Below are 14281 nucleotides of genomic sequence, written 5' to 3'. Positions count from 1 at the left end.
TCCACCATGTCCGACCAGAGCCAGATCCTCGCCGACTTCGCGGCGATCGTGAACGACGAGACCGGCATCCCCGTCGCCGACATCACGCCCGAGAAGACCTTCGTCGAGGACCTCGACGTCGACTCGCTGTCGATGATGACGATCGTCGTCGAGGCGCAGGAGAAGTTCGGGGTCGAGATCCCCGACGAGGCGCTGACCGAGCTGAAGACGGTCGGCGACGCCATCACCTTCATCGTCGCCGCCCGGTCCGGCGCGACCGTCCAGGCCTGAGGCGGGACGAGCATGACGGACCGACAGATCGTCGTCACCGGCCTGGGGGCGACCACGCCCCTGGGCGGTGACGTGCCCACCACCTGGGACGCCGTGCTGGCCGGCAAGTCCGGCGCCGCGCCACTCCCGCCGGAGTGGCTGGAGCGCTACGACCTGCCGGTCACGTTCGCGGCCCGGCTGGCCGAGCCCCCGGAGGCCAAGCTGTCCCGACCGGAGACCAAGCGGCTCGACCCGAGCGGCCAGTACGCCCTGGTCGCCGCGCGCGAGGCGTGGGCCGACGCCGGTCTCGCCACGCCCGCCCGGCGCCCGGGCGAGCAGCCCGGCGACGGCGTTCCGGTCGTCCCGGAGCGGTTGGCCGTGTGCGTCGCGTCGGGCATCGGCGGGGTGTGGACCCTGCTCGACTCCTACGACACGTTGAAGGAGAAGGGTCCGAAGCGGATCCTGCCGCTGACCGTGCCGATGCTGATGCCGAACGGCCCGGCCGCGGCCATCAGTCTCGAGTTCGGCGCGCGGGCCGGCGTGCACACCGCGGTGTCGGCATGCGCGTCGGGGGCGGAGTCCATCGCCCAGGCCGTGGACCTCATCCGCAGCGGCCGGGCCGACGTGGTCATCGCGGGCGGGACGGAGGCGGCGATCCACCCGCTGCCGATCGCGGGCTTCGCCTCCATGCACGCGCTCTCGACCCGCAACGACGACCCGGCCGCCGCGTCGCGCCCCTACGACGTCGACCGGGACGGGTTCGTGATCGGCGAGGGCGCCGCCGTGATGGTGCTGGAGTCCGCCGAGCACGCCGCCGCCCGCGGCGCCCGGGTGCACGCCGTGCTGGCCGGGGCCGGGATCACCTCCGACGCCCACCACATCGCCGCGCCGGAACCGCAGGGCGCCGGGGCGTCCCGGGCGATCCGGGCGGCCCTGGAGGACGCGCACTTGAGCCCGGCGGACGTCGTCCACGTGAACGCGCACGCGACCTCGACCCCGGTCGGCGACGTGGCCGAGGTGGCCGCGCTGCGGGCCGGGCTCGGCCCGGCCCTGGACGGTGTGGCCGTCTCGGCGACCAAGTCGATGACCGGGCACCTGCTCGGTGCGGCCGGGGCGCTGGAGGCCGTGTTCACGGTGCTCGCCGTCCGCGACCGCGTGGCCCCACCGACCATCAACCTGCTGAAGTTGGACCCCCGGGTGAAGATCGACGTCGTCGGCGACCAGCCGCGCGAGCTGCGGCCCGGTGCCGCGGTCAACAACGCCTTCGGGTTCGGCGGGCACAACGTCGCCCTGGCGTTCGTGGCGGCGTCATGACCGTCACCACGGAGTCGCCCGCCGAGAAGAAGGCGCGGCTGCGGGCCGAACGCGACCCGCTGCTGCGGTTCACCGCCCTGTTCGACGCGGGCACCGTGGAAACCCTGACCCCACGCGACGACTCGGGCATGCAGGCCGCGACCGGGCTGGTCGACGGCGAGCCGTGCGTGGCGTTCTGCTCGGACGCCGGAGTGCAGGGCGGCGCGCTGGGCGAGGCCGGTGGGCGCGTCGTCCTGGCCGCCTACGAACGGGCCCTGGCCGACGGCGTCCCCGTGGTCGGGATCTGGTTCTCCGGCGGGGCTCGGCTGGCCGAGGGCGTCCTGTCGCTGAACGCCTTCGGCGACATCTTCGCCGTGATGACCCGGGCCTCCGGGGTGATCCCGCAGATCTCGCTGGTGATCGGTCCCGCCGCGGGCGGCGGCGCCTACGGGCCCGCGCTCACCGACGTGGTCGTGCTCGGGCCCGAGGGGCGCATCTTCGTGACCGGGCCGGACGTCGTCCGCTCCGTCACCGGGGAGGACGTCGACATGCTGCGGCTGGGCGGGCCGGAACCGCACGGCCGGCGCTCGGGCGTCGTGCACGTGGTCACCGACACGACCGACGAGGTCTACGCCCGCGGCCGCGAACTGGTGTCGCTGCTCGGTACGGCCGGGACGCTCGGCCCGGTGGCCGACGTGGAACTCGGTGCCCTGCTGCCGGAATCACCGAAGCGCGCCTACGACGTGCACCCGCTCGTGGCCGGCGTGCTCGACCCTCCCGAGTCAGGCGCACCCGTGCTGGAGCTGCACCCGAAGTGGGCGCCCAACGTGGTGACCGCGCTCGGCCGGTTCGGCGGGCGCGCGGTCGGGGTGATCGCCAACAACCCGCTGCGGCTGGGCGGCTGCCTCGACTCGGCGTCCGCCGAGAAGGCGGCGCGGTTCGTGCGGATGTGCGACGCCTTCGGCGTGCCGCTGATCGTGCTGGTCGACGTGCCGGGCTACCTGCCGGGCGCCGGGCAGGAGTGGGACGGCGTGGTGCGCCGCGGCGCGAAGCTGCTGCACGCCTTCGCCGAGGCCCGGGTCCCGCGGGTCACGCTCGTGACGCGCAAGGCCTACGGCGGCGCCTACATCGCGATGAACTCGCACTCGCTCGGGGCGACGAAGGTGTTCGCCTGGCCGACCGCGGAGGTGGCCGTGATGGGACACGTCGCGGCGGTGCGCATCCTGCACCGGCGCACGCTGGCCGACGTCCCGGTCGAGGACCGCGCACAGGTCGAGGAGGAGCTGGCCGCCGACCACGCGGTGTTGTCGGGCGGGTTGGCCAAGGCGCTGGAGATCGGCGTGGTCGACGAGGTGGTCGAGCCTGGTCAGACGCGGTCGGCGTTGGCCGCTGCTTTGGGTTCAGTGCCCGCGGGGCGGGGAAGGCACACGAACATCCCGCTCTGACTTGTCGTGGGGTTTCAACCCACTCTGTGCAGCCACCTGACCGGTGCGCCGTCCCCCGCGTACCTGAAGGGCTCGAGCTCCTCGTCCCAGGCGCGGCCCAGGGCGATGTCGAGTTCCCGGGACAGCACGACGGGGTCACCGGCGCCGGTCTCCAACGCCGCGCGGATGCGGTCCTCCGGGACCATGACGTTGCCGTGCACGTCGGTGACCGCGTGGAAGATGCCGAGCTCCGGCGTGTGGCTCCACCGGCCGCCGTCGACGCCCGCGCTGGGCTCCTCCGTGACCTCGAAGCGCAGGTGCGCCCACCCGCGCAGGGCGGACGTCAGGCGCGCGCCCATGCCTTGCGGCGCCTGCCAGGACAGTTCGGTCCGGAACAGCCCCGGTGCGGCGGGCTGCTCGATCCAGTCCAGGGAAAGGCGCAAGCCAAGGACGCCGCCCGCGGCCCACTCCACGTGTGGGCACAACGCGCTCGGCGCGGAGTGCACGAACAGCACGCCTCGCGTGATGGCAGACATCTGGACCTCCCGACCAGGTTTGAGGTGCGTCTTCCCCAACGACCTCAGAACCAACATCAGGACAGCCCGGTTACCAAGCAGGCGGTGCGCGTGTCGCAGCACAGTCTGCCGCAGCTTCGGCCATGCTGACCAGCCGTCGCCTCTCGTGAGCCCTGTGAATTGTGTGCAACGCCCGTTCCGCGCGCGCCACGAACCACGCAGGGACGACGAAACGCACGCTGGTCTCGGCCGTTCACCTGAGGTCGCGGCCCGACGAAGATCCGACCCCTGCATCCGCGTCCGTTCCGGTCGCCACGGGCCGGCGCGGCCGGTCTCGTGGCGGCCGGAACGGACGCAGATCCCGGCGCCCGTTGCGGGGCCGCGGCGTCTAGGGTCGTGTCCGGAAGTCCGTCGACGAGGAGGTCGGGTATGCCGCAGCAGGTGCAGGGTGTCGTCGCGCGGGGCAAGGGCGAGCCGGTCTCGCTGGAGCGCATCACGATCCCGGACGTCGGTCCCGGCGAGGCCGTGGTCGCGATCCAGGCCTGCGGGGTCTGCCACACCGACCTGCACTACCGCGAGGGTGGCATCAACGACGAGTTCCCGTTCCTGCTCGGCCACGAGGCGGCGGGCGTCGTCGAGTCGGTCGGGCCCGACGTGGTGGGGCTGGAGCCGGGCGACTTCGTCATCCTGAACTGGCGCGCGGTCTGCGGCCGCTGCCGGGCCTGTCTGAAGGGCAAGCCCTGGTACTGCTTCGACACGTTCAACGCGACGCAGAAGATGACGCTGGACGACGGCACGGAACTGTCGCCCGCGCTGGGCATCGGCGCATTCGTGGAGAAGACGCTCGTCGCGGCCGGCCAGTGCACGAAGGTCGACCCGCTGGCGGACCCGAAGGCCGTCGGGCTGCTGGGTTGCGGCGTGATGGCCGGGTTCGGTGCCGCGGTGAACACCGGCGGCGTCGGGCGGGGCGACTCGATCGCGGTGATCGGCTGCGGCGGGGTCGGCAACGCGGCCATCGCGGGCGCCGCCCTCGCCGGGGCCACGACGATCATCGGGGTGGACGTCGATGCCCGGAAGCTGGAGTGGGCCAAGAAGTTCGGCGCCACCCACACGGTGGACTCGCGCGCGACCGACCCGGTCGAGGCGATCAAGGAGCTGACCGGCGGGTTCGGCGCGGACGTCGTGGTCGAGGCCGTCGGCCGGCCCGAGACGTACGAGCAGGCCTTCTACGCGCGCGACCTGGCCGGCACCGTGGTGCTCGTCGGGGTACCCACGCCTGAGCTCAAGGTCGAACTACCGATGATCGAGATCTTCGGCCGCGGTGGGGCGTTGAAGTCGAGCTGGTACGGCGACTGCCTGCCGAGCCGCGACTTCCCGATGCTCGTCGACCTCTACCGGCAGGGCCGGTTCGACCTCGACGGGTTCGTCTCGGAGACGATCGGGCTGAGCGACGTCGAGGCCGCGTTCGCCACCATGCACGCGGGCGGCGTGCTGCGCTCGGTGGTGGTGCTGTGAGCGCGCACATCGAGAGGCTCGTCACCAGCGGGGTGTTCTCGCTCGACGGGCAGGACTTCGACGTCGAGAACAACGTCTGGCTGATCGGTGACGACCGATCGGTGATGGTGGTCGACGCCGCGCACGACGCCGGGGCGATCCTGGCCGCCGTCGGCGACCGGGACCTGCTCGCGGTGATCTGCACGCACGGCCACAACGACCACATCAACGCGGCGATGACGGTGGCCGACAACGCCGCCTCGGGCCCGGCACCGGTCTACCTGCACCCGGACGACCGGATGCTGTGGGACGTCGTGCACCCCCACAGCGCCCCCGAGCCGCTGCACGACGACCACCGGTTCGACGTGGCGGAGACGCAGCTACGGGTGCTGCACACGCCGGGTCACTCCCCCGGCGCGGTGTGCCTGTACGCGCCGGCGCTGGGCGCACTGTTCTCGGGCGACACGCTGTTCCACGGCGGCCCGGGCGCGACGGGCCGCTCGTACAGCAGCTTCCCGACCATCCTCGAGTCGATCCGGACGCGGCTGCTCGACCTGCCGCCCGGCACCACGGTTCTCACCGGGCACGGCGACCCGACCACCATCGGCGCGGAGGCCGGCGACTACGACGCCTGGGTGGCCCGGGGCCACTAGCGCGTTCGACGCTAGAGCGCGTCGACGCCCGTCTCGCCCGTGCGGACTCGGACCACGTCGTCGATCGGGGTCACCCAGATCTTCCCGTCGCCGATCTTCCCGGAGTTCGCCGACTCCTGGATCACGGTGACGACACGCTCGGAGTCGACGTCGTCGACGAGGACCTCGACGCGCAGCTTCGGCACGAACGCGACCTGGTACTCGGCGCCGCGGTACACCTCGGTGTGGCCGCCCTGCCGACCGTACCCCTGAGCCTCGCTCACGGTCAGACCGCCGATACCGGCGTCCTGAAGGGCCTGCTTCACGCCGTCGAGACTGTGCGGCTTGATGACCGCAGTGACGATCTTCATGGGCGGAAACCTACCGGTAGCCGGTGACGATGCAATGTCCGGCGCTGGTCGAAACGATCACCACGTCGGCTCGTGGCGCCCGACCGGCCCCGCGTCGACGGGCCACGCACCCCGCGCGGCGCCGATCCGGCCGGGCGGCGGGACGGCGAGCAGCTCACCCCACGCCGTGGGCCGCGACTCCAGCACGGGTTCGACGGCGACGGGTTCCCGATCGAGCTCGTCCGGCGAAATCCGTTGCTGCATGAGCACGTTCGCGGAACCCACCAGCGACCCGCGAGCGATCCCCGGCCCGCGCCCGGCGAGCAGCTCGGTCAGCCCCCGGCACGCGGCGGCGGCCAGGAGATACCCGGTGCCGTGGTCGAGCGCCTGCGCAGGCAGCGCACCGGGCCCGTCACTCGTGCCGGTCTCGAGGGCGATACCGGAACTGAACTGGACGAGGCTGTCGAAACCGCGCCGCCCGGCCCACGGTCCGGCCCAGCCGTAGGCGTCGACCGCGACCTCGACGAGACCCGGGTTGACCGCCCGCAACGCGTCGGCCCCGAACCCCAGACCGGCCAATGCCCCGGGCCGCAAACCGTGCACGAGGACGTCGGCGCCGGCCACCAACTCGAGGAACACGGCGCGCCGGCTGCGCAGATCCAGTGCGGCCGAACGCTTCCCGACCAACGTGTCCGGTACGGCGGCCGGCACCTCGACGAACCCGGGCGGGTCGATGCGCAGCACGTCGGCGCCCCACGCGCCGAGCGTGCGGGTGGCGACCGGGCCCGCGATCACGCGCGTCAGATCGAGCACCCGGACGCCGGACAACGGCTGCCCGGGGGACGGCGGCTCGGCGAGCCGCACACCGGGGTCGCCGGCGCCGTCCGCCGGCCCCAGGTCCACCGGACGTTCCAGGACGGCGAAACACCCGTGCCCGTGGGCCTTCCAGTCCGTGCGGGTCCGGGCGACCGCGGCACACCCGCCCGCCTCGACGACGGCCCGCTCGAGGTCGTCGCCCGCGAAAGCGCGTACCGCGTCGGCGACGAGCGCGCGGTCGACACGGCCGTCGTCCGCGATGCCTAGCACCCCGAGCGCGGCCGCGCGGTGGTAGGAGTAGTTGGTGTGCAGGCGGATCCAGCCGTCGGCGGTCGCGTAGACGCCGGCCACCGGGTCCCAGATCGGCGGCAGCGACCACCCGACCGGGCGTTGCAGGGCTTCGCTACGGAACGCCGCCACCGCCTCGGCCACGTCGACCGTGACCGTCTCGACGTCCCGCCCCGAGCGCGCGGCGCCGAGTTCCGCGACGGCGAGCAACGCCGTCCCGATCGTCGCCGCCGCGAACGCCGGCACGTCGTACACCGCCGGGAGCAGCCGGAACCATTCCTCGCCCGCCGCATTGCGCGCGAAGGCGACCCGATCGGTCAGATCGGCGTCCCCGCGCAGGGCCGCCCAGTGCCCGGCGATCATTTCCCGGGCCCGAACCGTGGACATCACGGGCCGGTAACGGTCAGACTCAAGCATGGCTCAGGTCACCCCACTGCCCTCGATCGGTGAAGTGTTCGCCGGGCGGGACGCCGCGGGCCGCACCCTGCGGGTCAGCGCGCACCCCGACTCGGACCGTACCGTCCTGAGCATCTGGCAGGACGGCCGCTGCCTCGCGACCCTACGACTCGCCTCGAGCGACATCCCGGAGGTCGTGCACGCGCTGGTGTCCGGCATCGTGCCGGTCGACTCCGAGGATCGACCGTTGTCGCCGGTCCGCCCGCTGCGTCCGGGCGAGGCGCCGGTGACGTCGCAGCTGGCCGCCCAGGTGCAGCGTTCGGCGACCGAGCTGTCCGACCGCACCCGGCGGCTGGGCCGACGCATCACGTCGGCGTTCCGCGACTTCTAGGGCCACTGGCCCACCCCGATCCGCGGAGCTGGCTGCGCCGAACGTGCAGTGATGGCGACCGAAGCATTCAGTCAGCCCCGCAGATCAGCGGCCGAACAGGCGGCCCAGCCACCCCGGGCGCCCGCCGTCGCGCTCGAGCCGCGTGCCGTCGTCCGCCAGCCCGCTACCCGGCCACCAGGCGATGGCGGTCTTCGTGCCGGGTGGCACCTCGGTGAACCCGGCGTCGCGCACCGCGACGGGCGCCGCCTTCACCAGGCGGTCCCATGCGTCGGGAGCCGGTGAGATCACGCGCACCGCCCAGCCCGACGCCTCCCACCGAGCCCGGACGTCCGCGGGCATCTGCCACCAGGCGAGCTGCGCCGCGTGCCCGCTCTGGGCGGCCGCCTTGCCGGTCGTCATCGTCACGGCCGGGGTGAGCGCGATCGTCAGACCACCGGGCACGGGCTCCGACGGCGTGCCCCGGTCGGGCTGGTCGGTGCCGCCCACCTGCAGTTTGGCGATCTCGGGCGCCACCTCGGAGACGGGGCCGGGCACGAACGCCCGCACCAGCGCGCCGCGATGCGAGACCTCGACCCCCGGCAGGGCCCGGACCGCCGCGAACTTCACGCCCCGGCCCCGGCGCACGACCTTGCGGATGGCGAGGTCGCTCCAGTGCTTCACGGCCGCCGACCACTCGCCGTCCACCGCGCGCGGGTCCGACAACAGTGTGACCACCGCCGACGCGACGGCCTCGCAGACCGCGTAGTGCGTCGGCCGGCCCGCGCCGTCCCGGTCCCGTTCGTCGGCGAACGCCAGCTGCATCGCCCAGGGGACGTCGTCCCGCTCGCCCATCGCTTCTCCCGCCTGCGCGCCTCCACCGGAGGCGATGATCGCCCGTGATAGCCAGTACAACTATGGACGGCAGCACCCACCGGCTCTTCGCCGCCTCGACCAGCCTCGCGGTCTCGACCGCCCTCGGGCAGCCGGCCTGGCAGACCGTGACGGCCGCCGTCATCGCCACCGCCAGCTCCGCCGGGTGGACCAGCCCCGACGCCGACCAGTCCTGGCTGTGGTGGGTGCCGGGCGGGCATCGTGGGCTGACCCACTGGTGGGTGCTGCCCGCACTGGGCGCGGTCGCCACGGCCTGGTTCGTACCGCCCGAGGCCGCGTGGGCGTTGTGGGCGCTGCTGCTCGGCTGGTCGTCCCACCTGCTGGGCGACTTCCTGTTCGGTGAGCGTCCGCCGGGGATCCCGTTCGGGCCGTGGTGGGGCTACGTGGGCATCCGGCTCGACTCGGGCGGCGGCCTGGAACGCGGCCTGCGCTGGGCGATGCCGGGCATCCTGCTCTGGCAGGTGTGGGTGTACCACGGCGGGGCCCCCTTCCCCACCGTGACCTGAACGGGACTTTTCTGCCAAAGTTCCCTTCATGCACGTCTCTCGCACCACGCGCAGCATCCTGACCACTGCGCTCGCCGTCGTGCTGACCGTCGGGGGCCTGGGCGCCTGTTCGACCGGCGACCGGTCGAACACGGTGGCCGCCGAACCGGCCCCGCCGCCGGAGGTGGCGAACCTGCTGACCCGGTGCCTGGACTTCCTGGACGGGTCCAGGACGGCGGCCTTCACGGTCAAGGGCACGGGCGTGCCGAAGGACGCCGGGAAGAGCCGGATGATCAGCGGCAAGGGCGTGATGAGCCGCCCCACCCCGTCCACGGCGGCCTTCGACGGTGACCTGAAGGTCCTGATCAGCGGTTCCGAGGTGCCGGTGTCGGTGATCTCGTTCCGCGGGCGGCTGTACGTGCGTACGGGAGAGAACGCCGCCTGGCAGGTGAGCGACCCTGGGGCGTTCGGGATGATCGACCCGGCCACCTGGATCGAGCGGGAGAAAGGCATCCCGCGGATGCTGACCGAGCTGAAGTCCGTCCAGGACGGCGGCACCTCCACGCTGGACGACGGGACGGTCGTGCACGACGTGAAGGGGTACATCACGGGGTACCTCGCGGCCCGGCTGATCCCGATCGCCGACGTGAACTCCCGCGTCCAGATCACCCTGTCGATCGACCCGAAGACCTACGAGCTGCGGCGGGCCGTGATGACGGGGCACTTCTTCGAGTCGGCCCCGTCCAGTTCGTACGTCGTGCGGTTGTTCGACTACGACGAGAAGGTCGTCATCAAGCCGCCCAAGGTGTGACCCCGCTCGGGGCCAGGGGTCGAAATGCACGAGGTGGATGCTCGGATGTCGGTACGACGAGCTGCGACAGCGGGATGCGTCGCGCTGGGCCTCGCCCTGGGCGGGTCCGGGCTGGCCGCCTGCACCGGGGACGCCCAGGAACTCTCCGGCGCGCAGACCGCGACCCCGGCCTACGGCGCGCTGCTGAGCCGCACGGTCCAGAGCATCGACTCCGCGAAGACCGTGCGGTTCCACGCCTCCAGCACGGACGTGCCCGCCGGAGCGGGCAGCACCAAGCTGCTGACGGGCCAGGGCGTGATGACCCGACCGACGCCGCCCTCGGCAGCCTTCCGGGGCACGTTGGACCTGCTGATCAACGACCGGAGGACGACGCTGAAGCTGATCTCCTACCGCGACGTCGTCTACGTCCGGCCGGCGGGGGCGACGAAGTACCAGGTGGTCGACCCGGTCAGCTTCGGACTGTTCGACCCCGCCGTCCTGATCAAGGCCAAGACCGGTATCAGCTCGCTCGTCAGCAACTTGAGGTCGGTGCAGGACCAGGGGGTGGACGGCGTGGACGGCGTCCGGGTGCACACGCTGCAGGGGGAGGTGAGCGGGCTGCTGGCCCGGCGGATCCTGCCGATCGCCGACGTCTACCGTCCGGTCGGGATCAGCCTCCGGATCGACGAGGAGACGGCGCAGCTGCGCGAGATCGACCTGACCGGGTACTTCTTCACCCGGGAGGACCGCAGCACGTACCGGATCACGCTGTCGCGGTGGAACGAGAAGGCCGCCGTCACCACGCCTGCCACCTGATGAGAACCTCTTCCACCGTGGAGATCACCCGGCCGGGACGGCGGACCACGACGGTCGGGCTGCTCGTCTCGGTCCTGGCCCTGTGCGTGAGCGGGCTGACCGCCTGTTCCGGCGAGGGTGCCGAGCCGGCGCCCGCACCGACCCTGGTCGTGGCCCCGAGCACCCGAGCCGTGCTGGACCGGACGCTCCAGGGCCTGTCCACCGCGACGTCCGTGCGCCTACGGGTCGCCAGCACGCACGTGCCCGCGAGTGCCGGCACCACCCGGCTGCTGACCGGCGACGGGGTCGCGACCTTCACCTCGTCGACGTCGGGCGCCTTCGCGGGGACGACCGACCTGCTGATCAACAACCGCAGGACGTCGCTGAAGCTGGTCTCCTACCGCGGCACCGTCTACATGAAGCCGGAGGGGGCCACCCGGTACCAGGTGGTCGACCCGGTCAGCTTCGGGTTGTTCGACCCCGCCGTCCTGGTCCGGGCCAAGAACGGCATCGGCTCCCTGATCTCGGGCCTGAAATCGGTGCAGGACCAGGGCGTCAGCGAGGTGGACGGCGTCCGGGTGCACACGCTGGAGGGTCAGGTCACCGGGTTGCTGGCCCACCGGCTCCTGCCGATCGCCGACGTCTACCAGCCGGTGGGGATCGACCTGCAGATCGACGAGAAGACGTCCCGGCTACGCCGGGTCGACCTGAACGCCTACTTCTTCAGCAGGGACGAACAGAGCACCTACCGGATCACCCTGTCCCGCTGGAACGAGAAGGTCACCATCACGAACCCGACGACCTGACCCTCCTCAGCAGGTTCACCAGCGGTTCTTCTTCCCCGCCACGGACCGCGGCGGGGAGTCGTCGACCGCCGGTCGCTTGGTGCCCGCGCGCCGGATGTCCCGGGCCGGCACCCAGTCGAACCGCAGTCCCTGGCCGGGGGCCTCCCACTCGATCTGCACGGCCTCCCGGGTCCAGGCGACGGCGATCGCCGGGACCTCCTCGTTCTCGCCGTCGGCCCAGCGCACGACGGCGAACACGGGCAGCGAGTGCTCGGGCCGGGTGACCGGCCCGTGGGGTACGACGCGGAGGATCCGGGGTGCGCTGGACATGCTTCGACGGTACCTCCAATCGAACATTTGTTCGATAGAACGACGCGCCCCGATCTGCCCGTCACCCGATCGGGTGAACCGCTCCCCGGCCCCGCGGCTCACAGACGACGTCCAGTCGCGCCCGACCGCCGCCTCAGCGAGAGCCTCCACCGTGACGGGCATGACCGTGACCATCGGCAAGACCCTCGAACCCCCGTCCGTACTGACCGCTCCTCACCCCGACCCCTCCGGCGAGAGGCCCGCCCCGGTGCTCGACGTCGTCGTCCCGGTCCACAACGAGGAGGTCGCGCTCACCGGCTGCGTCGAACGGCTGCTCGGCCACCTCACCCGCACGTTCCCGTACCGGTTCCGGATCACGATCGCCGACAACGCCAGCACCGACGGCACCTGGCTGGTCGCCCAGCAGCTGGCCGCCCGGTTCGGCGAGGTGCACGCCGTCCACCTCGACGCGAAGGGCCGCGGCCGCGCGCTGCATCACGTCTGGTCGACCTCCGACGCCGCCGTCCTGGCCTACATGGACGTCGACCTCTCCACCGACCTCGCGGCGCTCGCCCCGCTGGTCGCGCCGCTGCTGTCCGGGCACTCGGAGCTCGCGATCGGCACCCGGCTGGCGCGCGGCGCGCGGGTCGTCCGCGGGCCGAAGCGGGAGGTCATCTCCCGCTGCTACAACCTGATCCTGCGCGGCACGCTGGCCGCCGGATTCTCCGACGCCCAGTGCGGTTTCAAGGCGATCCGCGGTGACGTCGCCCGCCGGTTGCTGCCGTTGGTCGAGGACACCGGCTGGTTCTTCGACACCGAACTGCTGGTGCTGGCCGAGCGGGCCGGGCTGCGCATCCACGAGGTACCGGTGGACTGGGTCGACGATCCCGACAGCCGCGTGGACATCCTCTCCACCGCGACCGACGACCTGCGCGGCGTGTGGCGGGTCGGGCGGGCCCTGGCGACGGGCCGGCTACCGCTGGCCGACGTGGGACACGCTCTGCGACCGGAGCTTTCGTTGGACGACGCCGAGCCCGGCGGGCGGGCGGGCTCGACTCCCGACCCGGCGGGGGTGCCGTCGGGGCTGACCGGGCAGTTGATCCGGTTCGCCGCCGTCGGCCTGCTCAGCACACTGGCCTACGTCGGGCTGTACGCGGTGCTCCGGACCGGGACGGGCCCGCAGGTGGCGAACCTGCTGGCCCTGCTGGTCACGGCGGTCGGCAACGCAGTCGCGCACACCCGCCTGACCTTCGGGGCCCGGTCGAGGCGCGCGGTGCGCAGGCACCGGACGATCGGCGTCACGCTGTTCGCGCTGACCCTGGCCGGTACGGCGAGTGCGCTCGCAGTGCTGGACCTGCTGTCGTCCGGGACGCACCGGGCGCTGGAGGTCGCCGTCCTGCTGGCGGTGAACCTCTGGATGACCGGGCTGCGGTTCGTCAGCCTCCGCTCGACGCAGAAGGGTCAGGCAGTTCGTCGGTCCAGACCTCGAAGTGGGTCATGACGTTCGGGCCGAACGTGGTCGTGATCGCCACGTCGGCGGCATCCCGACCGCGGGCGATCAGCACCCGGCCGGTCCGGGGTACGAAGTTGCGCGGGTCGACCGTGTGCCAGCCGCCCGACAGGTACACCTCGAACCATCCGGAGAAGTCCATCGGCGGGTTGTCCGGCACCCCGATGTCACCCAGATAGCCGGTGCAGTAGCGGGCGGGGATGTTCATCGCCCGACAGAGGGCCACCCCGAGGTGGGCGAAGTCGCGGCAGACCCCGCGTCGGGTCTCGAACACCTCGGCGGCCGACATGGTGGGCCGGGCGGCCGCGTGGTCGAAGGTGATGTGCTCGTGCACGAACCGGCTGATCGCCTGCACCATCGACCAGTCTCGCGGCAACTGGCCGAAGAGGTCCCACGCCGCCTCGGAGAGCAGGTCACTCTCGCAGAACCGGCTGGCCAGCAGGTAGACCAGCGCTTCCTGCGGGAGGTACTCGACCTTGAGTGAGTAGTCCGTCTCGGGAACCTCGTCGAGGGTGCCGGGGTCGCGCACGACCGTATCGGTGGTGACGGCGAACGCGCCCGCCGGGGCCACCAGCCGATTGCACCAATTGCCGTAACCATCACGATACGAGGTGTAATCGACCGTCGGACTGGTGCGCATGACGTCCGGCCGTTCCAGGTCGGACACCCGGCTGTGGTGCACGTTGAGGGTGGCGATCATCGCCGTCGGCTGCTCGAACTCGTAACCGATCCGGTAACCCAGTCTGATCCGCACAATCGTGTCTTCTCTCTGCTGCTGTCGAACCGGCCACCGAAGCCGATGGTCTGGAACGGCTATGCCTTTGCTCCGTCGTGAGGGACAGTGGAGGCATGGCCCCCTCCGCACCGCGCAACCGCCCTCCCCTGGCGA

17 protein-coding genes are annotated in these 14281 nt (G+C 72.2%); 11 read left to right on the top strand and 6 right to left on the bottom strand.

What is annotated here, in order from left to right:
• Window positions 1-6 precede the first annotated feature (6 nt).
• From ACIB24_RS09435 to ACIB24_RS09425, 3 genes are read left to right on the top strand one after another with little or no spacing between them, the layout of a single operon-like run.
• Window positions 7-270, top strand: a complete 264-nt coding sequence (locus ACIB24_RS09435; RefSeq protein ID WP_398278594.1) for an acyl carrier protein — start codon at window positions 7-9, stop codon at window positions 268-270.
• Window positions 271-282: 12 nt separating this feature from the next.
• Window positions 283-1563, top strand: coding sequence for a beta-ketoacyl-[acyl-carrier-protein] synthase family protein (locus ACIB24_RS09430; protein ID WP_398278591.1), 1281 nt, complete (start codon window positions 283-285; stop codon window positions 1561-1563).
• The gene (locus ACIB24_RS09425; protein ID WP_398278588.1) at window positions 1560-2987 is read left to right on the top strand and encodes an acyl-CoA carboxylase subunit beta; all 1428 of its coding nucleotides are present in this window, start codon (window positions 1560-1562) and stop codon (window positions 2985-2987) included. The genes ACIB24_RS09430 and ACIB24_RS09425 overlap by 4 nt, the downstream gene beginning before the upstream one ends.
• Window positions 2988-3001: 14 nt before the next feature.
• On the opposite strand, the gene ACIB24_RS09420 is transcribed toward ACIB24_RS09425, so the two are convergent.
• Window positions 3002-3502: a DUF3145 domain-containing protein gene (locus ACIB24_RS09420; protein ID WP_398278585.1), complete on the bottom strand. Its 501-nt coding sequence runs from the start codon at window positions 3500-3502 to the stop codon at window positions 3002-3004.
• Window positions 3503-3910: 408 nt separating this feature from the next.
• Here ACIB24_RS09420 and ACIB24_RS09415 point away from each other — a divergent pair, with 408 nt between their 5' ends.
• A complete protein-coding gene (locus ACIB24_RS09415) occupies window positions 3911-4996 on the top strand; it encodes an S-(hydroxymethyl)mycothiol dehydrogenase (RefSeq protein WP_398278582.1) in 1086 nt (361 codons plus the stop codon).
• The gene (locus ACIB24_RS09410) at window positions 4993-5628 is read left to right on the top strand and encodes an MBL fold metallo-hydrolase (RefSeq protein WP_398278579.1); all 636 of its coding nucleotides are present in this window, start codon (window positions 4993-4995) and stop codon (window positions 5626-5628) included. Before ACIB24_RS09415 ends, ACIB24_RS09410 begins: the two co-directional genes overlap by 4 nt.
• Window positions 5629-5639: 11 nt before the next feature.
• Here the strand turns inward: ACIB24_RS09410 and ACIB24_RS09405 are convergent, their stop codons facing one another.
• Window positions 5640-5978, bottom strand: a complete 339-nt coding sequence (locus tag ACIB24_RS09405) for a P-II family nitrogen regulator (protein ID WP_398278576.1) — start codon at window positions 5976-5978, stop codon at window positions 5640-5642.
• Between the two features lie 57 nt (window positions 5979-6035).
• A complete protein-coding gene (locus tag ACIB24_RS09400; RefSeq protein ID WP_398278574.1) occupies window positions 6036-7478 on the bottom strand; it encodes a CoA transferase in 1443 nt (480 codons plus the stop codon).
• Here ACIB24_RS09400 and ACIB24_RS09395 point away from each other — a divergent pair.
• Window positions 7477-7848, top strand: coding sequence for a hypothetical protein (locus ACIB24_RS09395; RefSeq protein ID WP_398278571.1), 372 nt, complete (start codon window positions 7477-7479; stop codon window positions 7846-7848). The two genes, ACIB24_RS09400 and ACIB24_RS09395, sit on opposite strands and share 2 nt — an antisense overlap.
• 84 nt (window positions 7849-7932) lie before the next feature.
• On the opposite strand, the gene ACIB24_RS09390 is transcribed toward ACIB24_RS09395, so the two are convergent.
• Complete coding sequence (locus tag ACIB24_RS09390; protein ID WP_398278568.1) at window positions 7933-8679, bottom strand: hypothetical protein; 747 nt, start codon at window positions 8677-8679, stop codon at window positions 7933-7935.
• 62 nt (window positions 8680-8741) lie between these two features.
• On the opposite strand from ACIB24_RS09390, the gene ACIB24_RS09385 reads away from it, so the two are divergent.
• The 4 genes from ACIB24_RS09385 to ACIB24_RS09370 are packed head-to-tail and all read left to right on the top strand — an operon-like array spanning window position 8742 to window position 11594.
• Window positions 8742-9224, top strand: a complete 483-nt coding sequence (locus ACIB24_RS09385; protein WP_398278565.1) for a metal-dependent hydrolase — start codon at window positions 8742-8744, stop codon at window positions 9222-9224.
• A 28-nt stretch (window positions 9225-9252) separates the two neighbouring features.
• Window positions 9253-10014, top strand: a complete 762-nt coding sequence (locus ACIB24_RS09380) for an LppX_LprAFG lipoprotein (RefSeq protein WP_398278562.1) — start codon at window positions 9253-9255, stop codon at window positions 10012-10014.
• Window positions 10015-10059: 45 nt separating this feature from the next.
• Window positions 10060-10809, top strand: coding sequence for an LppX_LprAFG lipoprotein (locus ACIB24_RS09375; RefSeq protein WP_398278559.1), 750 nt, complete (start codon window positions 10060-10062; stop codon window positions 10807-10809).
• 17 nt (window positions 10810-10826) lie between these two features.
• A complete protein-coding gene (locus ACIB24_RS09370; protein ID WP_398278556.1) occupies window positions 10827-11594 on the top strand; it encodes an LppX_LprAFG lipoprotein in 768 nt (255 codons plus the stop codon).
• A gap of 15 nt (window positions 11595-11609) precedes the next feature.
• Here the strand turns inward: ACIB24_RS09370 and ACIB24_RS09365 are convergent, their stop codons facing one another.
• On the bottom strand, window positions 11610-11903 hold the full coding sequence (locus tag ACIB24_RS09365; RefSeq protein ID WP_398278553.1) for a hypothetical protein: 294 nt from the start codon (window positions 11901-11903) through the stop codon (window positions 11610-11612).
• A 160-nt stretch (window positions 11904-12063) separates the two neighbouring features.
• Here ACIB24_RS09365 and ACIB24_RS09360 point away from each other — a divergent pair, with 160 nt between their 5' ends.
• Window positions 12064-13383, top strand: a complete 1320-nt coding sequence (locus tag ACIB24_RS09360; protein WP_398278550.1) for a glycosyltransferase — start codon at window positions 12064-12066, stop codon at window positions 13381-13383.
• Here ACIB24_RS09360 and ACIB24_RS09355 read toward each other — a convergent pair.
• Window positions 13319-14146 carry a transglutaminase family protein gene (locus ACIB24_RS09355; protein WP_398278547.1) on the bottom strand — a complete coding sequence of 276 codons (828 nt, stop codon included), beginning with the start codon at window positions 14144-14146 and terminating at the stop codon, window positions 13319-13321. The two genes, ACIB24_RS09360 and ACIB24_RS09355, sit on opposite strands and share 65 nt — an antisense overlap.
• Window positions 14147-14281 lie beyond the last annotated feature (135 nt).

This window comes from Spongisporangium articulatum (assembly GCF_044465595.1).
GTDB lineage: Bacteria > Actinomycetota > Actinomycetes > Actinomycetales > Kineosporiaceae > Spongisporangium > Spongisporangium articulatum.
The sequence above is the reverse complement of the archived record's forward strand: the minus strand, read 5'-3'. Positions and strand labels throughout refer to the sequence as shown.